The 19101-nt window shown below is 61.1% G+C and carries 20 protein-coding genes, 6 pseudogenes and 1 riboswitch; of the genes and pseudogenes, 17 read left to right on the top strand and 9 right to left on the bottom strand.

What is annotated here, in order from left to right:
- From ACXJKO_RS21410 to ACXJKO_RS21425, 4 genes and pseudogenes are all read left to right on the top strand, one after another.
- Positions 1-744, top strand: a 744-nt coding sequence (locus ACXJKO_RS21410) for an IS256 family transposase (RefSeq protein ID WP_457093101.1), incomplete at its 5' end; no start/stop codon positions are given.
- Positions 745-964: 220 nt separating this feature from the next.
- Complete coding sequence (locus ACXJKO_RS21415) at positions 965-1174, top strand: hypothetical protein (protein ID WP_457093102.1); 210 nt, start codon at positions 965-967, stop codon at positions 1172-1174.
- Position 1175: 1 nt separating this feature from the next.
- A pseudogene (locus ACXJKO_RS21420) lies at positions 1176-1355 on the top strand (IS6 family transposase); the annotation flags it as partial.
- Between the two features lie 40 nt (positions 1356-1395).
- Positions 1396-1560 carry a helix-turn-helix domain-containing protein gene (locus ACXJKO_RS21425; protein WP_457093103.1) on the top strand — a complete coding sequence of 55 codons (165 nt, stop codon included), beginning with the start codon at positions 1396-1398 and terminating at the stop codon, positions 1558-1560.
- Between the two features lie 69 nt (positions 1561-1629).
- Here the strand turns inward: ACXJKO_RS21425 and ACXJKO_RS21430 are convergent, their stop codons facing one another.
- Positions 1630-1920 (bottom strand): hypothetical protein, encoded by a 291-nt coding sequence (locus tag ACXJKO_RS21430; protein WP_457093104.1) that lies wholly within the window; start codon positions 1918-1920, stop codon positions 1630-1632.
- 219 nt (positions 1921-2139) lie between these two features.
- On the opposite strand from ACXJKO_RS21430, the gene ACXJKO_RS21435 reads away from it, so the two are divergent.
- Positions 2140-3207, top strand: coding sequence for a patatin-like phospholipase family protein (locus ACXJKO_RS21435; protein WP_457093105.1), 1068 nt, complete (start codon positions 2140-2142; stop codon positions 3205-3207).
- A gap of 256 nt (positions 3208-3463) precedes the next feature.
- On the opposite strand, the gene ACXJKO_RS21440 is transcribed toward ACXJKO_RS21435, so the two are convergent.
- Complete coding sequence (locus ACXJKO_RS21440) at positions 3464-4417, bottom strand: aldo/keto reductase (RefSeq protein WP_457093106.1); 954 nt, start codon at positions 4415-4417, stop codon at positions 3464-3466.
- Between the two features lie 795 nt (positions 4418-5212).
- Between ACXJKO_RS21440 and ACXJKO_RS21445 the strand changes: the two are divergent.
- Positions 5213-5423: pseudogene (locus ACXJKO_RS21445) on the top strand (FAD-dependent oxidoreductase); the annotation flags it as partial.
- A 61-nt stretch (positions 5424-5484) separates the two neighbouring features.
- Here the strand turns inward: ACXJKO_RS21445 and ACXJKO_RS21450 are convergent.
- Both ACXJKO_RS21450 and ACXJKO_RS21455 read right to left on the bottom strand, forming a co-directional pair.
- Entirely contained in the window at positions 5485-5757 is a 273-nt protein-coding gene (locus ACXJKO_RS21450) for a hypothetical protein (RefSeq protein ID WP_457093107.1), read from the bottom strand.
- 162 nt (positions 5758-5919) lie between these two features.
- Entirely contained in the window at positions 5920-6228 is a 309-nt protein-coding gene (locus ACXJKO_RS21455; protein WP_457093108.1) for a hypothetical protein, read from the bottom strand.
- Positions 6229-6373: 145 nt separating this feature from the next.
- On the opposite strand from ACXJKO_RS21455, the gene ACXJKO_RS21460 reads away from it, so the two are divergent.
- On the top strand, positions 6374-6526 hold the full coding sequence (locus tag ACXJKO_RS21460; RefSeq protein ID WP_457093120.1) for a hypothetical protein: 153 nt from the start codon (positions 6374-6376) through the stop codon (positions 6524-6526).
- A gap of 9 nt (positions 6527-6535) precedes the next feature.
- Here the strand turns inward: ACXJKO_RS21460 and ACXJKO_RS21465 are convergent.
- Together ACXJKO_RS21465 and ACXJKO_RS21470 are read right to left on the bottom strand one after the other, a co-directional pair.
- Positions 6536-6625, bottom strand: a pseudogene (locus tag ACXJKO_RS21465) (hypothetical protein); the annotation flags it as partial.
- Positions 6626-6649: 24 nt separating this feature from the next.
- The gene (locus ACXJKO_RS21470) at positions 6650-7012 is read right to left on the bottom strand and encodes a hypothetical protein (RefSeq protein WP_457093109.1); all 363 of its coding nucleotides are present in this window, start codon (positions 7010-7012) and stop codon (positions 6650-6652) included.
- Positions 7013-7476: 464 nt separating this feature from the next.
- On the opposite strand from ACXJKO_RS21470, the pseudogene ACXJKO_RS21475 reads away from it, so the two are divergent.
- Both ACXJKO_RS21475 and ACXJKO_RS21480 read left to right on the top strand, forming a co-directional pair.
- A pseudogene (locus ACXJKO_RS21475) lies at positions 7477-8428 on the top strand (transglutaminase family protein).
- Positions 8425-9243 (top strand): annotated as a pseudogene (locus ACXJKO_RS21480) (transglutaminase-like domain-containing protein). Before ACXJKO_RS21475 ends, ACXJKO_RS21480 begins: the two co-directional pseudogenes overlap by 4 nt.
- Before the next feature lie 205 nt (positions 9244-9448).
- Here the strand turns inward: ACXJKO_RS21480 and ACXJKO_RS21485 are convergent.
- The gene (locus ACXJKO_RS21485) at positions 9449-10513 is read right to left on the bottom strand and encodes a zinc-binding metallopeptidase family protein (RefSeq protein ID WP_457093110.1); all 1065 of its coding nucleotides are present in this window, start codon (positions 10511-10513) and stop codon (positions 9449-9451) included.
- A gap of 158 nt (positions 10514-10671) precedes the next feature.
- Here ACXJKO_RS21485 and ACXJKO_RS21490 point away from each other — a divergent pair, with 158 nt between their 5' ends.
- Positions 10672-11370: an IS6 family transposase gene (locus ACXJKO_RS21490; RefSeq protein ID WP_457093111.1), complete on the top strand. Its 699-nt coding sequence runs from the start codon at positions 10672-10674 to the stop codon at positions 11368-11370.
- Positions 11371-11528: 158 nt separating this feature from the next.
- On the opposite strand, the gene ACXJKO_RS21495 is transcribed toward ACXJKO_RS21490, so the two are convergent.
- Complete coding sequence (locus ACXJKO_RS21495; RefSeq protein WP_457093112.1) at positions 11529-12428, bottom strand: AI-2E family transporter; 900 nt, start codon at positions 12426-12428, stop codon at positions 11529-11531.
- Between the two features lie 423 nt (positions 12429-12851).
- Entirely contained in the window at positions 12852-13583 is a 732-nt protein-coding gene (locus ACXJKO_RS21500; protein WP_457093113.1) for a Crp/Fnr family transcriptional regulator, read from the bottom strand.
- 336 nt (positions 13584-13919) lie between these two features.
- Here ACXJKO_RS21500 and ACXJKO_RS21505 point away from each other — a divergent pair, with 336 nt between their 5' ends.
- The 7 genes and pseudogenes from ACXJKO_RS21505 to ACXJKO_RS21535 all read left to right on the top strand — a co-directional run bounded on the left by ACXJKO_RS21505 (position 13920) and on the right by ACXJKO_RS21535 (position 19088).
- The gene (locus ACXJKO_RS21505; protein WP_457093114.1) at positions 13920-14198 is read left to right on the top strand and encodes a helix-turn-helix domain-containing protein; all 279 of its coding nucleotides are present in this window, start codon (positions 13920-13922) and stop codon (positions 14196-14198) included.
- Between the two features lie 107 nt (positions 14199-14305).
- Positions 14306-14417, top strand: a riboswitch (TPP riboswitch).
- Positions 14408-15016 (top strand): YkoF family thiamine/hydroxymethylpyrimidine-binding protein, encoded by a 609-nt coding sequence (locus ACXJKO_RS21510; RefSeq protein ID WP_457093115.1) that lies wholly within the window; start codon positions 14408-14410, stop codon positions 15014-15016. (Overlaps the previous riboswitch by 10 nt.)
- Before the next feature lie 32 nt (positions 15017-15048).
- Positions 15049-15633 (top strand): ECF transporter S component, encoded by a 585-nt coding sequence (locus ACXJKO_RS21515; RefSeq protein WP_457093116.1) that lies wholly within the window; start codon positions 15049-15051, stop codon positions 15631-15633.
- Complete coding sequence (locus tag ACXJKO_RS21520; protein ID WP_457093117.1) at positions 15608-17296, top strand: ABC transporter ATP-binding protein; 1689 nt, start codon at positions 15608-15610, stop codon at positions 17294-17296. The genes ACXJKO_RS21515 and ACXJKO_RS21520 overlap by 26 nt, the downstream gene beginning before the upstream one ends.
- A complete protein-coding gene (locus ACXJKO_RS21525) occupies positions 17290-18102 on the top strand; it encodes an energy-coupling factor transporter transmembrane component T family protein (protein WP_457093118.1) in 813 nt (270 codons plus the stop codon). Before ACXJKO_RS21520 ends, ACXJKO_RS21525 begins: the two co-directional genes overlap by 7 nt.
- 10 nt (positions 18103-18112) lie before the next feature.
- Positions 18113-18809 (top strand): annotated as a pseudogene (locus ACXJKO_RS21530) (IS6 family transposase).
- A 153-nt stretch (positions 18810-18962) separates the two neighbouring features.
- Positions 18963-19088: a hypothetical protein gene (locus tag ACXJKO_RS21535; RefSeq protein WP_457093119.1), complete on the top strand. Its 126-nt coding sequence runs from the start codon at positions 18963-18965 to the stop codon at positions 19086-19088.
- Positions 19089-19101 lie beyond the last annotated feature (13 nt).

Consider the following 19101-nt stretch of genomic DNA (forward strand, 5'->3'; position numbering starts at 1 on the left):
CGCCGGCTCGAGGAGCCGTTCCCGTACCTGATCCTGGATGCGCGGTATGAGAAGGTGCGCGAGGGCGGCATCGTCGCCTCGCAGGCCGTGCTGATCGCGGTGGGCATCGACTGGGACGGCCGGCGCCAGATCCTGGGTGTGGAGATGGCCAACCGGGAAAGCCAGTCCTCGTGGCGCACGTTTCTGCTCGGCCTGCGCGAGCGCGGGCTCTCAGGGGTGGAGCTGGTGGTGGCGGACGACCATGCCGGACTGCGGGCGGCCATCCGCGAGGTGCTGAGCGAGGCAGCCTATCAGCGCTGCTATGTGCACTTTCTCCGGAATGCCCTCGATCACCTGCCGCGCAAGGCCGATGATGACTGCCTGCAGGAACTGCGCTGGCTCTACGACCGCCGCTCGGTCGAGGAGGCCAGACGCGATCTGGCGGCCTGGATTGCCAAGTGGGAGGGGCGCTACCCGCGCCTGGTCGCCTGGGCCGAGGAGACGATCGAGGAGACGCTGACCTTCTACCGCTTGCCGCGTCAGCACCACAAGCATCTCAAGAGCACCAACATGCTCGAGCGGCTCAACGAAGAGATCAGGAGACGCACGTATGTGGTGCGGATCTTCCCCAATGCCGCTTCATGCTGCCGGCTGGTGCGGGCTCTGGCGGTCGAGACGCACGAGAACTGGCTGGAAGCCCACCGCTACCTCAACATGGAGGATCTCAAGGAGCACAAGAAAAGCACTCTTCGCGAAGCCGCTTAGCCAGCCTGACCGGCCGCCCCGCTTTGCAGAACTTGACGCACACAATCTCACGCTAACCGTGTCCTTGTCATCGACGATGATGCGGCGGTCCGAAACTCCCTGGCCTTCACGCTGGGGCTGGAGGACCTGAATGTTCGGACCTACGGCAGCGGTGCCGAACTGCTGGCCGATCCACAGCTCCCACACGGTGGCTGTCAAGTGATCGACTACCACGCCCGGGATGAACGGCATCGAGCTGGTCCGGAGGCTCAACGAGCGTCACCTCAGCTATCCGGTCCTTCTCATCACGTCCGGAACGGCGTACGATCTGCTTGAGCGCGCTGCAGGCTCGGGCATTCGCGAGGTCTTGGAGAAGCCGCTGCGGTTCCGTCGCAAACCGTTTGTTTCAGAGTTTCAGCTACTGCTCTCCCGGTTCAGCTACGGAGGGTAGCATGTTCAAGGGCACGCATTTTGATCAATCCGTGATCCTACTCTGTGTGCGGTGGTATTTGGCCTACAATCTCAGTCTCCGGAATCTGGAAGAGATGATGGCTGAGCGAGGCATCTCCGTCGACCATGCGACGGTGCATCGCTGGGTCATCCGGTACTCACCCGAACTGCTGAAGCGGTTCAATCACGGCCAAGACCCGCTCCAACTCGAAGCTGCCGGACTTGGCCGAGCTGTTCCTGTCGCGTCCTCTGGTGACGGTGCCGCTCGGGGCCAAGCTGCTGCAGGTGACGCCCAAGGCGGTCGACCTGATGCTGGCGCAGCTCGGCGGCGCGCTGCCGCGCGAGCTTACCGGCCGCACCCGCTACCGCGCCTGGGGCATTGTCTGACGCTACCCACCACACAGATGGCGCCTCTTTGTCGCCTTACTGCCATGGTTCAGAGCTTCTGAACGAACCTTAACCGGAGGCGGTCGCTTGTTCGAGGATCATGGGAGTGTACGGATCGATCTGGCCTGTCCTCACTGCCGGCAGCTGTTCAAAGTCCGGCTGCGAAAGCTCCAATTCGGAGCCGATCTGATCTGTCGGCTCTGCCAGCACGAGTTCTCGGCCAGCGATGTTTCCGATCGTGCTGAGGTACACAGGGCGCTGGCTCGCATGCACAAGCCGATGAAGCAGCGGGTGCAACATGAGACGCTGCGCAGCAACCAGGAGAATGCCAGACACCACGCGGGTGAGAAGACGGATCACCGCCTGCCCCCCATGAGCAACCCTGTCGAGCCGCGAAACCAAGCGCGGGACGGTCCCGGTACGGCCTGCCATTCATCCAGACAAGATCTGTTCTCCAGCAATAAGCAGACCTTCACTCATCACCGATGACCTGCAATTGGAACTCAGTGGGCTTGGAACTCGCGTGTGGTTATACTCCCTTACAAGTGCGAACCTGCCTTTTGATCTCTGGAGCTCGCAATGAGTGGACGGACCGGGCGGAGCACTGTTTCTCCACAAAGGCTGATAGGACCTCGATCAGAGAAGACAGTATCCCTCGCTCTGCAAGGCGGCGGGGCCCATGGCGCGTTCACATGGGGTGTCCTCGACTATCTTCTTGGGGATGGTCGCCTCGGCATCGAGGCGATCACGGGCGCAAGCGCTGGAGCCATGAACGCGGTCGTCCTGATGGAGGGATGGCTTGAGGGCGGGAGCGAGGGAGCACGCGCACAATTGCGCCAGTTCTGGAAACGCGTCAGCCTTGATGGCGTGCTCTCGCCCCTCCAGCGGTCACTGTTCGACCGCTTCCTGCATCACTGGAGCATGGGGCCATTTCCCATCGAGTTCTGGTCGGGCGCCTGGTCGGGGGTCGCAAACCCCTATGACCTGAACCCGCTCGATCTCAACCCATTGCGGGACGCTCTGAGTGAATTGATCAACTTTGATCGGGTGCGAGCATGTACCGACACAAAACTCTTCGTGTCCGCCACCAGCGTCTGGTCGGGCAAGGTCCGGATCTTCACTGGGCCAGAATTGACCGTCGATCATGTTCTCGCCTCGGCATGTCTGCCCACGATCTTCAAAGCGGTCGAGATCGAGGGCGAGCCTTATTGGGACGGTGGCTATACAGGCAACCCAGCCATTTTTCCGCTTTTCTACGAGACTGACACAGACGACATCCTTCTGGTTCAAATCAACCCGATCGAGCGTCGCTCAACCCCTCGGACGGCCGAGGAGATCCGTAATCGTCTGAGCGAGGTTACGTTCAATGCGAACCTGCTCCATGAACTCCGGGCGATCGATTTTGTGACGCGGCTGATCGATGAAGGGAAGCTTTCGACCCAAGACTACAAACGGGTCCGCATGCACCGGATCCACGGCGGTTTGGCGCTCGATGAGTTCACGGCATCCTCGCGCCTCGATGCCCGGTGGGAGTTCTTCAAGCAGCTGAAGAACCTGGGACGGTCGGCAGCCCGCCAATGGCTTGCTGAGAACTACCAAGCCGTTGGACGGGAGAGCACCCTCGATCTGCGCCAAGCCTATCAGTGACCCTTCCCGATGAAGAACGACCGCTCGTGGCACGTCCGAAGCATTGTGGCTTAGTCAGCTTGTGAGGCGCTGTATGGACGTTCGTGGAAGGCAGCAGATTTTTGCGTGCCAAGCCCATGGTAGCCTCTGTGAAGTAAGCCCAAGCCGCGTTGACCGCAGAACCTTGGCTGTCCAGGCTTATCCGTCAGATAAACGTTGTGCATGGGGAGGCACTGCCATCCGACAGGTGAAGGGCAGCGCAACGTCGGATGCGAGCTTATGCCCAAGCGCTGGCCTGTTCGAGCTGCTCGATGTCCGCAGCATCAAGGCGCAGCCGTGTTGACGCGACAAGATCCTTCATCTGCTCAACGCTCGTCGCGCTTGCGATGGGAGCTGTCAGTCCCGGCCGCGCCATCAGCCAGGCCAGAGCCACTTGGGCCAGGCTCGCGCGCCTTCGTACCGAGACATCGTCCAAAGCGGCAAGAATGCGCCTGCCGCGTTCGTTCAGGTATGCGCTCATTCTGCCGCCGCGGGGGCTTTTTCCAAAATCCGCTTCCGAGCGGTATTTGCCTGTCAGGAAACCGCTAGCGAGGCCGTAATAGGGAATGACACCAATGTCCTGCTGGCGGCAAAGGGGCTCCAGCTCGCTCTCGTAGTCCGCCCGATTGTAGAGATTGTACTCCGGTTGGAGGCTTTCATAGCGCGGCAGGCCGAGGTTCTCACTGGTCTCCAGAGCTTCTCCCAAGCGAGCGGCCGTGAAGTTCGAGGCGCCGATTGTTCGCACCTTCCCCTCGCGGATGAGTTCTTGGTACGCCTCAAGCGTCTCCTGCTGGGGTGTTGCGGAATCGTCTCGGTGCGATTGGTAGAGGTCGATGTAGTCTGTCTGCAACCGCTGGAGTGAGGCCTCGACAGCCGAGCGGATATAGCTCCTTGAGAGCCCTTTCTTGCCGGGGCCCATCTCGGAGCCGACCTTGGTGCCGATGATCAGCTGGTCGCGGTTGCCGCGAGCTTTCATCCACTTCCCGATGATGGTTTCAGACTCGCCGCCTGTGTTACCGGGAACCCAGGTCGAATACACATCGGCTGTGTCGATAAAGTTGAGACCCTCCCCAGCATAGGCGTCGAGGAGCTTGAACGATGTTGCCTCGTCTACAGTCCAGCCAAAGACATTGCCGCCAAGGCAGAGAGGCGAAACCATGAGGTCGGAGCGGCCAAGCCGACGTTTATCCATTGGAAGATCCTATGTTGATCCTAGCGATACGGATGTGCATGTAGGATCGCATCTGGCGTTCAGCGAGAGGCGCGATCCAAGGATATGTGCTTTCGAGGGGAGGGGCCTGCTGATGGCTTTGTCACGCGAATGGAACGCGCCGTACTGATCCACAGTAAGGCAGGGGAGCGCGCAAGGTTTGTGCAATAAACCTCGGCAAGCAGGACAAATTCGGAACAATACCTTTCAGACGTTGCGGGATTCTTAGTTATGATCCACGCTGAAGCGACCAGAAGCTCTCAGGAAATTAAAGCCCTAACCACATTGTCTATCTCTCGGCCGATGATCAGTGCCATCAAACGACGTGCATTCGTCCGGCCTCCGACTGCCAACCGCGTTGAGGAGCCACGCGACGCGAGAGTGCCTGCAAAACAGCGTTAAATCGGATGCTGTTGGATCAATGTTCACACTTCGTCCAAGTTGCCGAGGTGTGGTGAACAGACCTTGCGCGCTCCCCTGAGAGGCAGCCCACTTGTATACCGCCTGACAAACCTCCTTGATCTCGAAGGAAATCTGCCAGGAAGACTAACATCAGTCTTGGACCAGCCTCGCCGTGTCACCTCAACTCCACAGGAGCACCATTTGGCGGTGCCGGACATCCCAGGTGAAGCTGCCGACTGCGGCGTGTGGTCTGCCCGAAGCCTAAGCCGCCGCGACGTGTGACTGGCTCGACGAGGAGCCCAACCGATCTGACACTTTGGCGGCGCAGTCCCGCAGCTTGGACGCAATGGAGCTTTCGCAACTTGCATCAAAGGTGGCGGCGACATCTTCCATGGCGCTCTTGCTCGATCAGCTCTTCAGCGCCCGGCCGATGCTGGGCCATGCAGACTACCGGGCGCCGTTGGCGGTGCTCTACATGTGCGACTCGGGTACCCATCCGGGCGGTGGTGTCACCGGCGCGCCGGGCTACAATGCAGCACGGGCCATCCTCGCGGACAGAGGTAGGCATCGGTTCAGAAAGGATTGATGCGGGGAGATCCCAGTCCGTCTCGACCGTGTTCCTCAAGCGCCCCGCAGCAACCGGCTGACTACTCTTGCGTGTCGAAGAACTCGGCCACTGTTAACTCTTCCGGATTGGCGCCTAGGCAGACAAAATCCAGGTAGTCCTCCGGCACCTCTTCAAGGCTTCTGATCACCCGCGGCTTCTTCTCCCCATCATAGTAAGGCAGCAGGCTCTCCTCATCGGCTTCGCCATGGTCCTGGTACTCCAGGGCCTGCAGAAGGCTGTCCACATCCTCGGCAAGCGTGAAGATTGCCGAGGGCTCTCCATCCGCTGTGACATTGAGACGATACAGCTTCATGTCTCGTAACCCCTCCTGTAGCTGCCCAGCTCGTACACGTGCTCAACAGAGAAGCCGATGGAAGTTAGATCCAGGTTAAAAGATACCAGGCTCAAGCGAAGCGTCAGACCCGTGGTTTTGATGGCAAGGAATACCAGTTAGGCGCCGTTGCAAGCTCGACTGTTAGTCGCGCACAAGCGCGGAAGCTTGATCTGCTGCTGCACCCGGGACCATCCACGCACTGCTGATCCCAATCGGCTCCTCGATCATGTGGCGCTCAATCCAGACCCATACCGCCAGATCGGCATCCCTCGACCGGTGTGTAAGCCAGTAGCTTTCGGCCGGGCAGTGGCACACCTCCGGGTAAAGGCGCAGGAACTCAACCACCGTGGCCACTGCGTCGCCGTACGCGCAAAAGCCCTCGCCGATGCAGCCGTTGTCGAGCGGTTGCCCGAATCGCCCGACCAGTTGCCACCGGACCCGATAAGCCATTGGGAATTTCCCAGCATCACGAGACCTAACATGGCATGCCGGCCGGTCTTCTGACAGATGCCGATGGTTGGCCGCTGCTGCTATATCAAATGTCGTTGTCGCTCGTCAGCTGATCCGGCCGCAGGCCCTCGTCGCGAGGACCAGAATGCCTCTGCCGAACGCCGGGTCCGTCACGACCATCCGCCTCGAGGAAGATTACACCTTGGTCCTCCAGAGCGACCCGGATGGCCGCCGTAGCAGCTTCGGACGCGCCAAGATCACTATCCGCTTCAGCTCGCTGGATGGTCGGGATGGATAGACACGTGCGTGCCGCAAGCTCAGCTTGGGACAACCCGAGGAGCGCTCGTCCGGCGCGCAACTGTGCGGGTGTGACCAGTCTCTCGTGCATCAGGACCATGCCTCTGCCAACCGCAGGGTAGCATTATATTGACAGAATGTGGTCGACTTGATCATCGGTTGAGCATTTGCTTGTCATGGGTACGACGGGACAGTTGAGCTGCGCCAGCCAACTGGCGTCGGTCTCGAGTATTCGCCCACTGATACCCGTGTCATAGCCCGCAGACGATCGAAGAAAGGCCTGATGCTGTTCATGCATTGCGCTGCCAGGCTCAATCTCGGGTCCGAAGCGCTCCTGTTCCCGCGCACGAAGGCGGGCCAGCCTAACCTTTGCAGGAACGTACAGAAAGACCACGAGATCAAGGGTCGGGATCAAGGCATCGCCCCAACCGACGATCGCACCGGAGAGCACCCAGCTTCCAGCCCAACGGGTTGCATCCTCCAGCATCCGTACTCGCTCGGGTGCGCCTCGCCTGGTTTGGTAGGGCGGGACAGTCGCAAGCCAATACACATCGTCTGCATCCACGTGCTGACACCCCAGCCGTTGGGCAAGCGCCCGCCCGAGCGTAGATGAGCCGCACCCCGCCGCTCCGAAGATGTGCACGCGCTCCAGGGATCGCATCGTCCGGTCCTGCTCACCAGCACACACCAAAGATTAGTCCGCTGAGCGGGCAGAACAAGGCAGGATTAGACAGCTCGCAAACTCGCAATTCCCTCTGTGAAACTGCAATTGCTGACTGGCGCTCGAGGGCAAAACACATGGAACAACCTTGTCCGGGCGGTTACCCATTTGTAGCTTCGCCAGCGGGCGAAAGCCTAAACTATGGGCTTCCTCCTCCAGATCATTCGATCCTAAACTCTTCGCAAGCAGGAGGTCCGGTGACGGCATTCCCTCACTGGTTAGCGGATGAGATGACCCTTCTCGCAGTCCGACACGTCACGACGTATCGCTATAAGCAGCCCGTCGCGTTCGGCGAGCACCGGATCATGTTCCGCCCCCGCGACAGCTATGATCAACGGCTCCTGGACGCCCGCATCAACATTGATCCGGCTCCGAGCCAGATGCGCTGGATCCACGATGTCTTCGGCAACTGCGTTGCCATTGCCCAGTTCACCAAAGAGGCATCCGAGTTGCGGTTCGAGAGCAACATCCGCCTCGATCATCTGCCGTTGAATGCACCAGACTTCCAAACGGAGGACTATGCCCAGACCTACCCCTTTGCCTACAGCGCAGAGGAAATGCCCGATCTGACGCGGGCCATGGAGCGACAGTATCTCGACCCGGATCACCAGATCCATCGTTGGGTTCAGAAGTTCCCACCAGGGACGCCCAACCCGCACCGGTGAGCTCCTGATGACCCTCACCTACGCCATCAAGGAGAGTTTCACCTACAACAGGCGCTCTGAAACCGGCATCCAGGATCCTCTGACGACCCTGATGCTCAATCGCGGGACCTGCCGCGACTTTGCGATCCTGATGATCGAGGCCGTGCGGGCGCTCGGGCTCGCGGCCCGCTTCGTGTCTGGCTACATCTACAGCCCGAGCCTGGCCGGATCCGGCCATGTCGGTGGAGGGTCGACCCATGCCTGGTGCCAGGTCTACCTGCCTGGCGCGGGTTGGGTGGAGTTCGATCCGACCAACGGCATTATCGGCAATCGCGATCTCATCTGTATCGCGGTGGCGCGGGATCCCCGGCAGGCAGTACCGCTCTCCGGGACATGGATGGGCGAGCCGGGCGATTTCGAGGGGATGACGGTTGACGTGAACGTGACGGCCCCGGAGGGCAGCCCAGCGCGACGCGCTAGCAGGACAACCTCGCTCGACAGTGAGCCTCGGCTCTTTGCCCCGCAGGGTGCGCGATGATAATTCAGGCAGGCTACCGCATCGCCTTCAAGTGTTCACAGCCAACGGCGATGCTTCTAATGCTGAATGTTCATCCGTCGCGGCTGCCGGATCGTATCACGCCCGATGACCTCATGTGCAATCCCCTGGTCGAGCACAGGCAGTATCGTGATGCCTTTGGCAACATCTGCACCCGATTGCTTGCACCGGCCGGGCGGCTGGAGGTTTCAGCGGATTTCCTGATCCGTGACTCCGGATTGCACGATCAGGTTGTTCCGGATGCCGTGCAGCAGCTGGTCGAGGACCTGCCCGACAACGTGATCGTCTACCTGCTCGGGAGCCGGTACTGCGAAACCGACCAACTCTCGGAGACCGCCTAGCATCTCTTTGGCGGCATTGAGGGCGGATGGGCGCGGGTTCAGGCGATCTGCGACTATGTGCATGACCGGATCAGATTCGATTATCAGGATGCGTGTGCAACCCGGACAGCTTGGCAGGGGCACAACGATCAGGTCGGTGTCTGCCGCGACTTTGCCCATCTGGCCATCACCTTGTGCCGCTGCATGAACATCCCGGCGCGCTATTGCACAGGGTACCTGGGCGATATCGGCATTCCGCCGGTGGATGACCCGATGGATTTCAGCGCTTGGTTCGAAGCCTATTTGGACGGTCGGTGATACACGTTCGACGCCCGTCACAACACGCCGAGGATCGGACGGATCCTGATGGCCACGGGGCGCGACGCTACCGATGTGGCGATCTCGACGAGTTTCGGTCCATCCTCCCTGGCGGGGTTCTTCGTCACGACGAACGAGGTCCATGACACATCGCAGTAATGGGCTCATCGAGGAAGGGCCCATCGTAATCCTCAGAGCAACCCCGATCGCCGATCTTGGAGCTTCCGACGCACGCGCCCCGCCTTCAGCATGCCGCACCCGGAGCGGTCGATCTGTGATCGAGTCCCATTCGATTGCTGCCATGCCCGTCTAATCACGGATGAGCAGCGGGACCCTCATCGTTTCGTCCGTGGGACGCGCGATGTCATTGATGCGAACCACAGACAAGATCGTGGATGAAGCCCAGCTTCTCGATTACCGGTCGAGCGATGATGAAGGGGTACAGGTCAGGTTGACCCATGCAGCGGTTGATGCTGTTGAGGGCGAAGGTGAGCGGTAACCAATCGTCAATGAGCCGGTGGATGTCGGCACCTCGGTACTGATCAATGGCGATGTTGATAGAGAGCGTTCCGCTGTAATCCAGCCGCGGATCCAACCGCACGCCAAATGCGTCTGCCATCTCCATCGTGTCGATGATATGCAAGTAGTGCGCCCAGGTTTCGGCAAAGTCCTCCCATGGATGCGTCGTCGCGTAGGCCGACACGAAACTCTCCTGCCAATTGGCGGGTGTTCCGCGGCGATAGTGGCGCTGCAAGGCCTCGCCATAATCCTCCCGGTCATCGCCGAACACGGCTCGGCAGGCGTCGAGCTGGCCACCATCACGCACGAGCAGGTCCCAGTAGTGATGACCGATCTCATGACGGAAATGACCGAGCAATGTCCGGTACGGCTCTCCCATAGCCGTGCGACGCTTCTCGCGCTCGACATCGTTTGCCTCGACAAGGGCGATCGTGATGAGCCCGTTATCATGGCCGGTCATCACCCTGGGAGCATCCTCGGCAGAAGGCTCGGCCAAGAACTCAAAGACAAGCCCGTGTTCAGGGTCCTCGGCCCGTGTCTTCAACGGCAGCCGAAGCTGAAGCAGGGTGTAGAACAGCCGATGCTTGGCCAACTCCATCACGCGCCAGGCAACGAGGTTGGCCGGAACGGATGGATCCGGTATGACACCGTTGTGCCGACAGGCGGTGCAGTACGCCTCGTCCGAGGTGGCCGGGACGAGCCAGTTGCACGCATCGACGTCAGCATTGGAGCAGAAGCGATAGGCGCCTTCGGGTAGCGCAAGCGCGCGCCAGTTCCCCATGCCGTCGGGCTCCAGCGCCGAGAGCGCGCCGATCTCAGGCAGGTAGCCGAGGCGATGGCCACAGCGCTCACAGGCACGGTTCTCGAAGTAGAGGAGTTGCCCGCAGGCCTGGCACTTGAAGAGCTTCATGAGGCATCCTGAAGATGAGGGTGCTATGAGAGGCAGGTCTCTATTCTTTGCGCCGATCGAGGCCGCAACCCCAGTCAGCTCCTGTTTAACGGGCTCCGTCGCAAACCGTTCAGTAACTCGGTTCGGGTTACGCCTACGGGCCAACTCCGGAGGTTTCGATGTTCAAAGGCCGTCACTTCGATCGCTCTGTGATCCTGCTTTGCGTGCGTTGGTATCTCACTTACAGTCTCAGCCTGCGAAATCTTGAGGAGATGATGGCGGAGCGCGGCATCTCTGTCGACCACGCGACCGTTCATCGCTGGACTATTCACTATGCCCCGCTTCTGCTGGAGCGCTTCAATCGGCGCAAGCGCCCGGTCACTGGCAGGTGGCATGTCGACGAAACGTATATCAAGGTGCGTGGCCAGTGGCGGTATCTGTACCGAACCATCGACAGCAACGGTGATACGGTGGAGTTCTGGTTCAGCGAGCGGCGAAACCTTACTGCCGCGAAGCGGTTCCTGCACAGGGCGCTGAAACGGCACGGCCGTCCCGACAGGATCGTGATTGACGGCAGCCAAACTAATCGGGAAGCCATCCTGTTGTGTGATGTAGAGAGCCGTTTACAGGATCAACCGAGGCGCCGGCTCAAGCCGATCCGGATCCGGCAGAGCCGCTACTTGAATAATCGGATTGAGCAGGATCATCGCGCAATCAAACGGCGGATCCGACCTATGCTCGGGCTTCAGTCCGTAGCTTCGGCTCGTGTGATCCTCGGCGGAGTCGAGATGGTGCACATGATGCGCAAGCAGCAGGCGAAGTACGCCTGCAATCCGCAGCCGTCATTGGCCGAGCAGTTCAATAACCTGGCTGCCTAAGGTCTTCGGGTGGAACAGTCCTCTTTCTGTCCTCATCCAAAATTCGCGACAGAGCCGGGAATTCCAGGTCTGACCCAATCATTCTCGGATGCTGCGAAGTGGTGTCTCACAGAACTCGCAGCCCATGGCCTGACCCGGACGGGCTCTCGCGCCATTGGTCAGATGAGATTGCGGGCTGCGACTTCGTTCTTCAGGTACGCATAGTAGATCGGAGCCGCAACAAGACCGGTGATCCCGAAGACGGCTTCCATCACCAGCATGGCCACCAGCAGCTCCCACGCGCGGGCGTGGATCTGGCCACCCATCACGCGCGCATTCACAAAATACTCCAGCTTGTGAATGACAACGAGGAACAGCAGCGAACTAGCGGCCAGTACAGGGGATACGCTCAGGCTCACGACAACGATGACCGTGTTGGAGATCAGGTTGCCGATCACGGGTAACAGCCCGGCTACGAAGGTCACCGCGATCATTGTCTTGGTCAGGGGGAGCTGGACACCCGTCAGTGGCACAATGCCTAGCAGATACAGACCTGTCAGGGCTGTGTTCAGCGCGGAAATCCTCACCTGAGCAAAAACCACACTGCGGAAGGCTGATCCGAGCAGGCGGGCACGCTCGCGCAGCGCCTGTGCCAACGGACCACTCTCGACATCCCCGGTCTCATGGCTGATGGCAACCATGGCCCCAATGATGAGGCCAACGACGATATGCACGACAGTCCACCACACATCCTCGCCCACTAGCCGCAGCTGGCCGGCATTCTCGCGTAGCCACGCAGAGGCTGCCGCTTTCAGCCCCTCTGGATCGGCCGGGACATAGCTGCTGGCCCAAGCAGGAAGGTGCGGCCGCGCGCTTTCGATCACCTCGGCCATGCGCCGGAGCAGGATAGCAAGGCTGTCCGGCCCGCCGGATAGCAAGGACACGAGCCCCAGGATCCCGGCTCCAATCACTATCACGACCAGGGTTGCAAGAAGTGACACGATGATGATCTTGCCGGTGTGGTGGGTCATGCGGATGCTTGACCTCGGAGCCAGAACATGGACGAGCTCGTAGACCATCAACCCTGCTAGGAGAGAGGCGAGCAAGCCCGTTTTAAGCGCTCCAAGCAGAGCAATTCCTGCAAGGATCTGGGTTGCGGTTTCAAGGCCGTTGGGTGGGCTTATCCCTAACCTGGAGGGACGGAGCTCCTTGGGCGACAAGTCACGCCTCGGGGGATCCAGCATGGGCTCAGTTCTCACGTACCAAGAGCGTCGATTGTCCGTCGTCCGAGACGTGTTGTCGACACATTCAAAATGGAAAGGCTGGGCAGAATGATCATGCTAATGGCAGATGGGCTGAATGACGTGCGGTCCCCAGCGAACCAGCCTTAAGCCAGTTTGCTCCGCTAGAGAAGCTGTTTGATCCCGGAATTTGATGGTGCGATATTGTCTCCAGAATGGAGGGAGGGCTTCTGCCGCATAGCTCAGGATTCCAACCACCGATCACGTGGGCTGAGGAGGGCGCCGCAAGATCTGCTCGAAGCGCGCGCGCATGATGCCATAGCAACCGCACGCGGCCTCTTCTAAGCCAGGGCGATCGATAATCGTCACGACGCCGCGCCCCTGCTCGATCAGGCCGGAGCTCTGCAGGGCGCCGGTAATCAAGCTGACGGTGGAGCGCTGCACCCCGAGCATCGCCGACAGGTGTTCATGGGTCAGCGGCAGAGTATCTCGATCAATCCGGTCGCGCAGGCTGAGGAGCCAACGGCAGCACCGCGCCTCCACGCTGTGCACGGTGTTGCAGGCCATCGCCTGCAGCGCTTGCGCCAGCAACGCCTCAATGAACTGCAGGCAGAGCTCCCGCACTGCAGGCCGGGTGTCGAATACACGCCGCAGGACCTCCGTGTCGAGACGCGAGGCGGTGCCGCTGACCTGGACCACATAGCGTCCGAGCGAGCGACGGGTGGCGAGCGCGCTGGCGAGGCCGAACAGAGCCTCGCGCCCGAACACGGCCATCTCAACGGTCTTGCCGTCAGCCAGAATGGTGAGGAGCGAGACCACCGCATCCCGCGGGAAGTAGACGTGGGGCATGCAGTCGCCGGTCTCGTAGACGATCATGCCCTTCGGCAATCTAACCGTCTCGAGGTTCGGCGCTAGGGCGGCAAAGTCCTCAGGCTCAAGCGCCGCCAGAAGCTGGTTGGCGCGATGGTCTGATCGGCTCGGAGACTTGGCCATAGTCAGGGCCCTTGGGTTCTGATGGAAGCGGTCTGTTGGAACGCCATGTAGATCAGATGCCCTCCCGGCCAATGGAAGGTCCATCGTTCCGCTTACGGGCACCACAGAGTTGAGATCAGTCCAGATCTTGGACGCTGTCCCGATGGCGCATTGGCCCCAAGCCTCCCAGATTCTCAGCGGCGCAGCTTGACTGCGGGAGCACTCACAGGCAGCCTGTTCGAGACCAGCGCGGTCGAGCACCGCGATGGGTTCTGTCGCAATGCAGTTTCTACTTGCCTATCCTGGTGAACGCGCGCCGGCCGGCTGCTGTGGAAGCACCGGCTGAGCGCCGCCACCATGACCGAAAATGGCCCTGAAAAGGGCCTATACTTCGAGTTTGCGACAGAACCCGCCCGCGAGCTGATGAGCCGGGTGACGGCAAAGCCCTGCAGCAACTCGAAGCTGCCAGAGTTAGTCCGATTGTTCCTGTCACGCCTGCTGGTAACGGTGCCGCTCGGGGCCAAGCTTCTGCAGGTGACGCCCAAGGCCGTCGACCTGATGCTGGTCCAGCTCGGCGGCGCGCTGCCGCGCGAGCTTACCGGCCGTGCCCGCTTTCGCGCCTGGGGCATCGTGTAGAGCCCATTCTGCACAGCGTTAGCGGGGCAGGGCAGGAACGATGCTAAGCCTGCAAGATAAGCATATCGGTCGAGGTTGCGCTGGCGCCTCGATCAGTGCTACGAACTCCCTATCGACAGGGGTGCTCCGTATCGCCGGGGCTGAGATGACGGTGCGAAGCCGTCGGACCCTCAAGCTGATCTGGGTAATACCAGCGGAGCGAGGACACGATGTTTTCCGGGGCACAGATTTCCCTTTATCCGATGACCGACGACTTCGTTGGGGTCATTCTCAAAGCCATTGCTGCGCTTGAGCCCTACCGGCCGAACTTCCGGATCGAAACCGACGATCTCTCAACGCTGCTCGTCGGTCCGCCCGATCAGCTTTTCACCGCCATGCGCGATCTGTTCATCTCTGCGGCAGGCCATGGGGCGCATTGCGTTCTGGCCGCCACCGTCTCACGCGGGTGCCCGGGCGAACCGGACGATCCGATCTGCACGCCGGTAAACGACTCACGCTGTGGCCAACCGCTCGACGAGCGGATCGCAGCTGCCATCCAGCAGGTCGAGGCTGCACCGAAGACAGGTCAGATGGTCTGCGCCCAGTTCTCGCTGTATCCGCTTGGCAGCGGCCACCACATGGACGAGATCTACGGCTGCATCGAGTTCCTCAAGAACTCCGGCGTCTTCGACCGCTCCAAGAACTTTTGCACCAAGCTGCGTGGCGATGCAGGGGCTGTTTTCGCGACGCTGAGCGAGGCCTTTCTGCGCTTTGGCGCCCCGCAGGGCCATGTCGCCCTTGATCTCAAAGTCTCAGCCAACAGCCCGACCGCCGGTTAAGCCATCATCCAACTCCCATCATGGAGACCATCATGTCCAGCACACGAGGTTGGACGCTGAGGGAAACCCTCATCGTCACCGTTCTCGGCGCAGTCTTTGCCGTGCTCTATCTGGGTTGGGTGCAGGTCTGGCTGATCGCGCAGGCGGTCTTCGGCCCCGTGACGATGGATGTGGTGATGGGCTTCTGGTTCATTGCCTCCATCGTGGCCGCCGCGATTATCCGCAAGCCTGGCGTCGCCTTCGCCGCGGAGGTGCTGACCGCTGCGGTGCAGGTCCTGCTCGGCAGCCCCGCAGGCTTGCTGCTCCTGGTGACCGGGGCGGTTCAGGGCGCAGGCGCCGAGGTCGTCTTCGCCGTAACCCGATGGCGCAACTACTCCTTGGCGGTGCTGATGGCCGCAGGCGTCGGTGCCGCTATCTTCTCCTTCATCTATACCTGGATCCGCTTCGACTATGGTGCCCTTCAGCCTGGCATCCTGATCGCCATGTTCATCCTGCGCTGCCTGAGCGGGGCGCTGTTGGGCGGATGGCTTGGACACGTCATTGTGGAAGCGCTCTACAGGACCGGCGCCCTCGCCGGTCTGGCCATCGATCATGCGAAGCGATCCGCAATCGCCTAGAACCGGCTTTGCCGCCGAATGGCATGAGGTGACGGTTCAATACCCGTTCACCAAGTGGCAGGCGGTCGGACCGGTCAGCCTTGCGATCCGGCCGGGCGAGCGTGTCCTTTTGCTGGGACCCTCGGGCTCGGGCAAGTCCACACTCCTGCTGACACTCACGGGTCTCGTGCCCAACAGCATCCCCGCGACAGTCAGCGGCGCCATCTGTCTCTTTGGGGCGAATGTCATCACAAGACAACCCTGGGCCTGGGCAGCGCAGGTGGCGCAGTATTTTCAGGATGCGGACCAGACCCTCTGCGGGATGCGAGTCGAGGATGAGATTGCCTTTGCCCTGGAGAACCGCGCCCTGCCACCCATGCGCATCGCGGAATGCGTCACCGAGGTGATGCGCCGGGTCGGGGTGCCAGAGAGCTGGCGCAGCCGTCCGACATCGACGTTGTCGGGGGGCGAGCGGCAACTCGTGGCTCTGGCCGCGACCCTTGTGCAGAATGCCCCTCTGTTCGTGGCCGACGAGCCGACGGCCCATCTTGCGCCGCAGGCAGCCGACCGCCTGCACGCACGGCTGACGGAGTGCGACCCTCATCGCAGCATCCTCGTCGTCGATCACCGGCTGGAGGGCCTCATTCAGCAGATTGATCGGACGGTCGTCCTTGGCAGAGACGGCACAATCCTTGCCGACGGGCATCCGCGAGACGTCTTCCGTGCCAAGCGCGATTTGCTGGCCTCGCATGGCATCTGGTGTCCGGTGGCGAGCGCCCTCGACGCGCGATTGCGGGATGCAGACCTCGCTCCTCCAGTCGCGCCACTGTCCGTCGAAGAGGCCCTGGCGCATGTCGATCCCGGAACAGCCCCTCGCGAGCATGTCGAAAAGGCTTTTCCCGCTGTCGAGGCTTTCGTGGCTGAGTACACAGTGCGCAGCGTCCAGACTGCACCGGGCGCTCCCATACTAGCACGGCTTGTGAATGCCGATTGTGCACCGTTCCTCGGCCCCACGGTCCTGCGCACCATCGACCTTGCCATCCACGAGGGCGAGATCCTCGGGATTCTTGGGGCAAATGGTGCGGGCAAGTCGACGCTCGGCCTTTGCCTGTCTGGACTCCTGCCCCTGAAAGCAGGGAGTAGAACCGGCGCAGCAGGCGGCTATGCGTTCCAGCGGCCGGAGAACCAATTCACCGCTGCTACCGTCCGTGACGAGATCCTGGATGCTCTTCCCAAGCGAATTGCCGCAAAGGCCAAAGCGGAATGTGTGGCAGGCACTTTGGCTGCATGGGGGCTCTCTGGGCTCGAGAATCGCCATCCCTTCGAGCTGTCCCAGGGCCAGAAGCGAAGGCTCGCCCTTGCGACCCTCACCGCATCCGACCGTTGGCCGCTGCTCGTTCTGGATGAGCCGATAGCCGGCCTCGATGCGCATGGCGTCGCCATGCTCACAAACGAGATCCTGGCCTTGCACGACAGCGGGCGGGCTGTCGCTGTCATCACCCACGACATGGACCTCGCCCTGCGTCTCTGCCCCCGTTCAGTCATCGTCGGAGAAGGCGGAATTCTTGCGGACGGCCCGACGCAGGAGTTGATGAAGGACATGGCTCTCCTCCGGCGTGCCGGACTAGCGGAGCCATCCTGCGCTGAAGCGCTGCAATGGCTGCAACGGGCTGCCTCATGCTGAAGACACTCCATCCGCTCAGCAAGCTTCTCGTCTGTGCCGTTGGGCTGGCAGCGTCTGTGCTTGTCTTCGACGCACGCTTTCAGATTGCCCTGATCGTCTTGACAGGACTTTCACTCGTTGTTGTCAATCGCACGTCGCCGCTGCTTCTTCTGGCATTGATGGTGCCATTCTGCCTGTTCGGCTTTGGGTTTCTGACCACCAGCCTACTTTTCCGGCAGGACAGCGATTTCGCCACGCGCATGGCCGGCGAGGCCCTCTTGAATTCTCCGGCGTTCTCGGCAGGCCTTACTTTGTTTCTGCGTGCCGTCGCCTGTGGCATGATCTCCGTCTTCTTTGCCCTGACCACTGATCCCGGTTCCTTGGTGCGCGCCCTGATGATGCACGCCCGGTTGCCGCCCCGGATTGGCTATTCCGTTTTTGCGGCTATGCTGCTTGTTCCGGATCTTGCATCGGAAGCGCAGCAGATGCGGATCGCTCGCGCCATGAAAACGGGACGCCGCATCCGGCGGGTGCCGGGACTGGGAGAGGTCATAAGCCTCGTGATCCCGCTGCTTGCCTTTGCGATCCGCCGCGCAGGGCGAACGGCGGTCGCACTGGAAGCGCGTGGCCTCTCGCCCGACGGGCCACAGACGATCATGAACGCTCCGCGCTTCGGGCGATCTGACGCCTTCTTCATCATTGCGGCGCTCGGCATAATCGGCTTTTGCGTCGCCGCAGCCGTCTCAGACGTCGCTACGCCAATCACCGTCCCTGCACCAGGTGAGGGTGATGTCACGGTAACTTTTCGTCAGCGGCTTGTGACTTAAGAGCCGCGGCATGACCTATCCCATCAGCTACAAGCGCCATCGGTTCCCATCCCAGATCATCGCCCATGTCGGTTGGCTGTACTTCCGGTTTCCCCTGAGCCTGCGGCTCGTGGAGGAACTGCTGCTCGAGCGCGGCATCGTCGTCTCCTACGAGACAGTCCGCAGGTGGGCTCTGAAGTTTGGTCCGGTCTATGCTCGCCGACTCAAGCGCAAGACACCAGGCCGCGATGACATTTGGCACTTGGACGAGGTTGTCATCACGATCTCTGGCAAGAAACACTGGCTGTGGCGAGCGGTTGATCAGGATGGCTACGTCCTCGACGAGATCGTGCAGAGCCGGCGCAATACCAAGGCAGCCAAGCGCTTGCTAAAGAGGCTATTGAAGAAGCAGGGCGGTCCGCCGCGACGGCTGATCACAGACAAGCTGGGGTCGTATGCAGCCGCCCGCCGTCAGGTCATGCCGGCCGTTCAACACCACTGCCATAAGAGCCTCAACAACCGTGCGGAGAACTCTCATCTTCCCTTACGGCGACGAGAGCGGGTGATGCAGGGATTCCGGACACCAGGAGGCTTACAGCGTTTCGCCAGTGTCTTTTCGGTTGTCCGCAATCTCTTCGTTCCACCCCGCTCCCGCCGCCCTTGCCACCCATCTTCACCGCCTCAACGCCATGGCGGAATGGAAAAGCGCAGCCTCCGTCGCTGCTTGAGCCCGTAAGGCTATAGTCGCCTAAATCCGCCCAGTGCCAGTTACCGTCAAACCTTCCGCGACAAGAAAGGCGGATGCCCCTGCTCGCAAGCCGGGTTCACAGCCGACGCTGGCGGACCGGGCTTATGCCGCCCTCAGCCGGGCAGGGCGCCCGATGACCGGGACTGCTCTGGCCAAGCGCCTGCGGGTTTCGACGACGGCCATCGGCCCGACCCTGAGCGCCCTCAACCGCACGCGTCGGGCCAGCAAGCAGGCTGACGGCTCCTGGCTGGCTCTCTGAGAGCGGATCAGGT

The sequence above is a fragment of the Microvirga sp. P5_D2 genome (assembly GCF_054049475.1).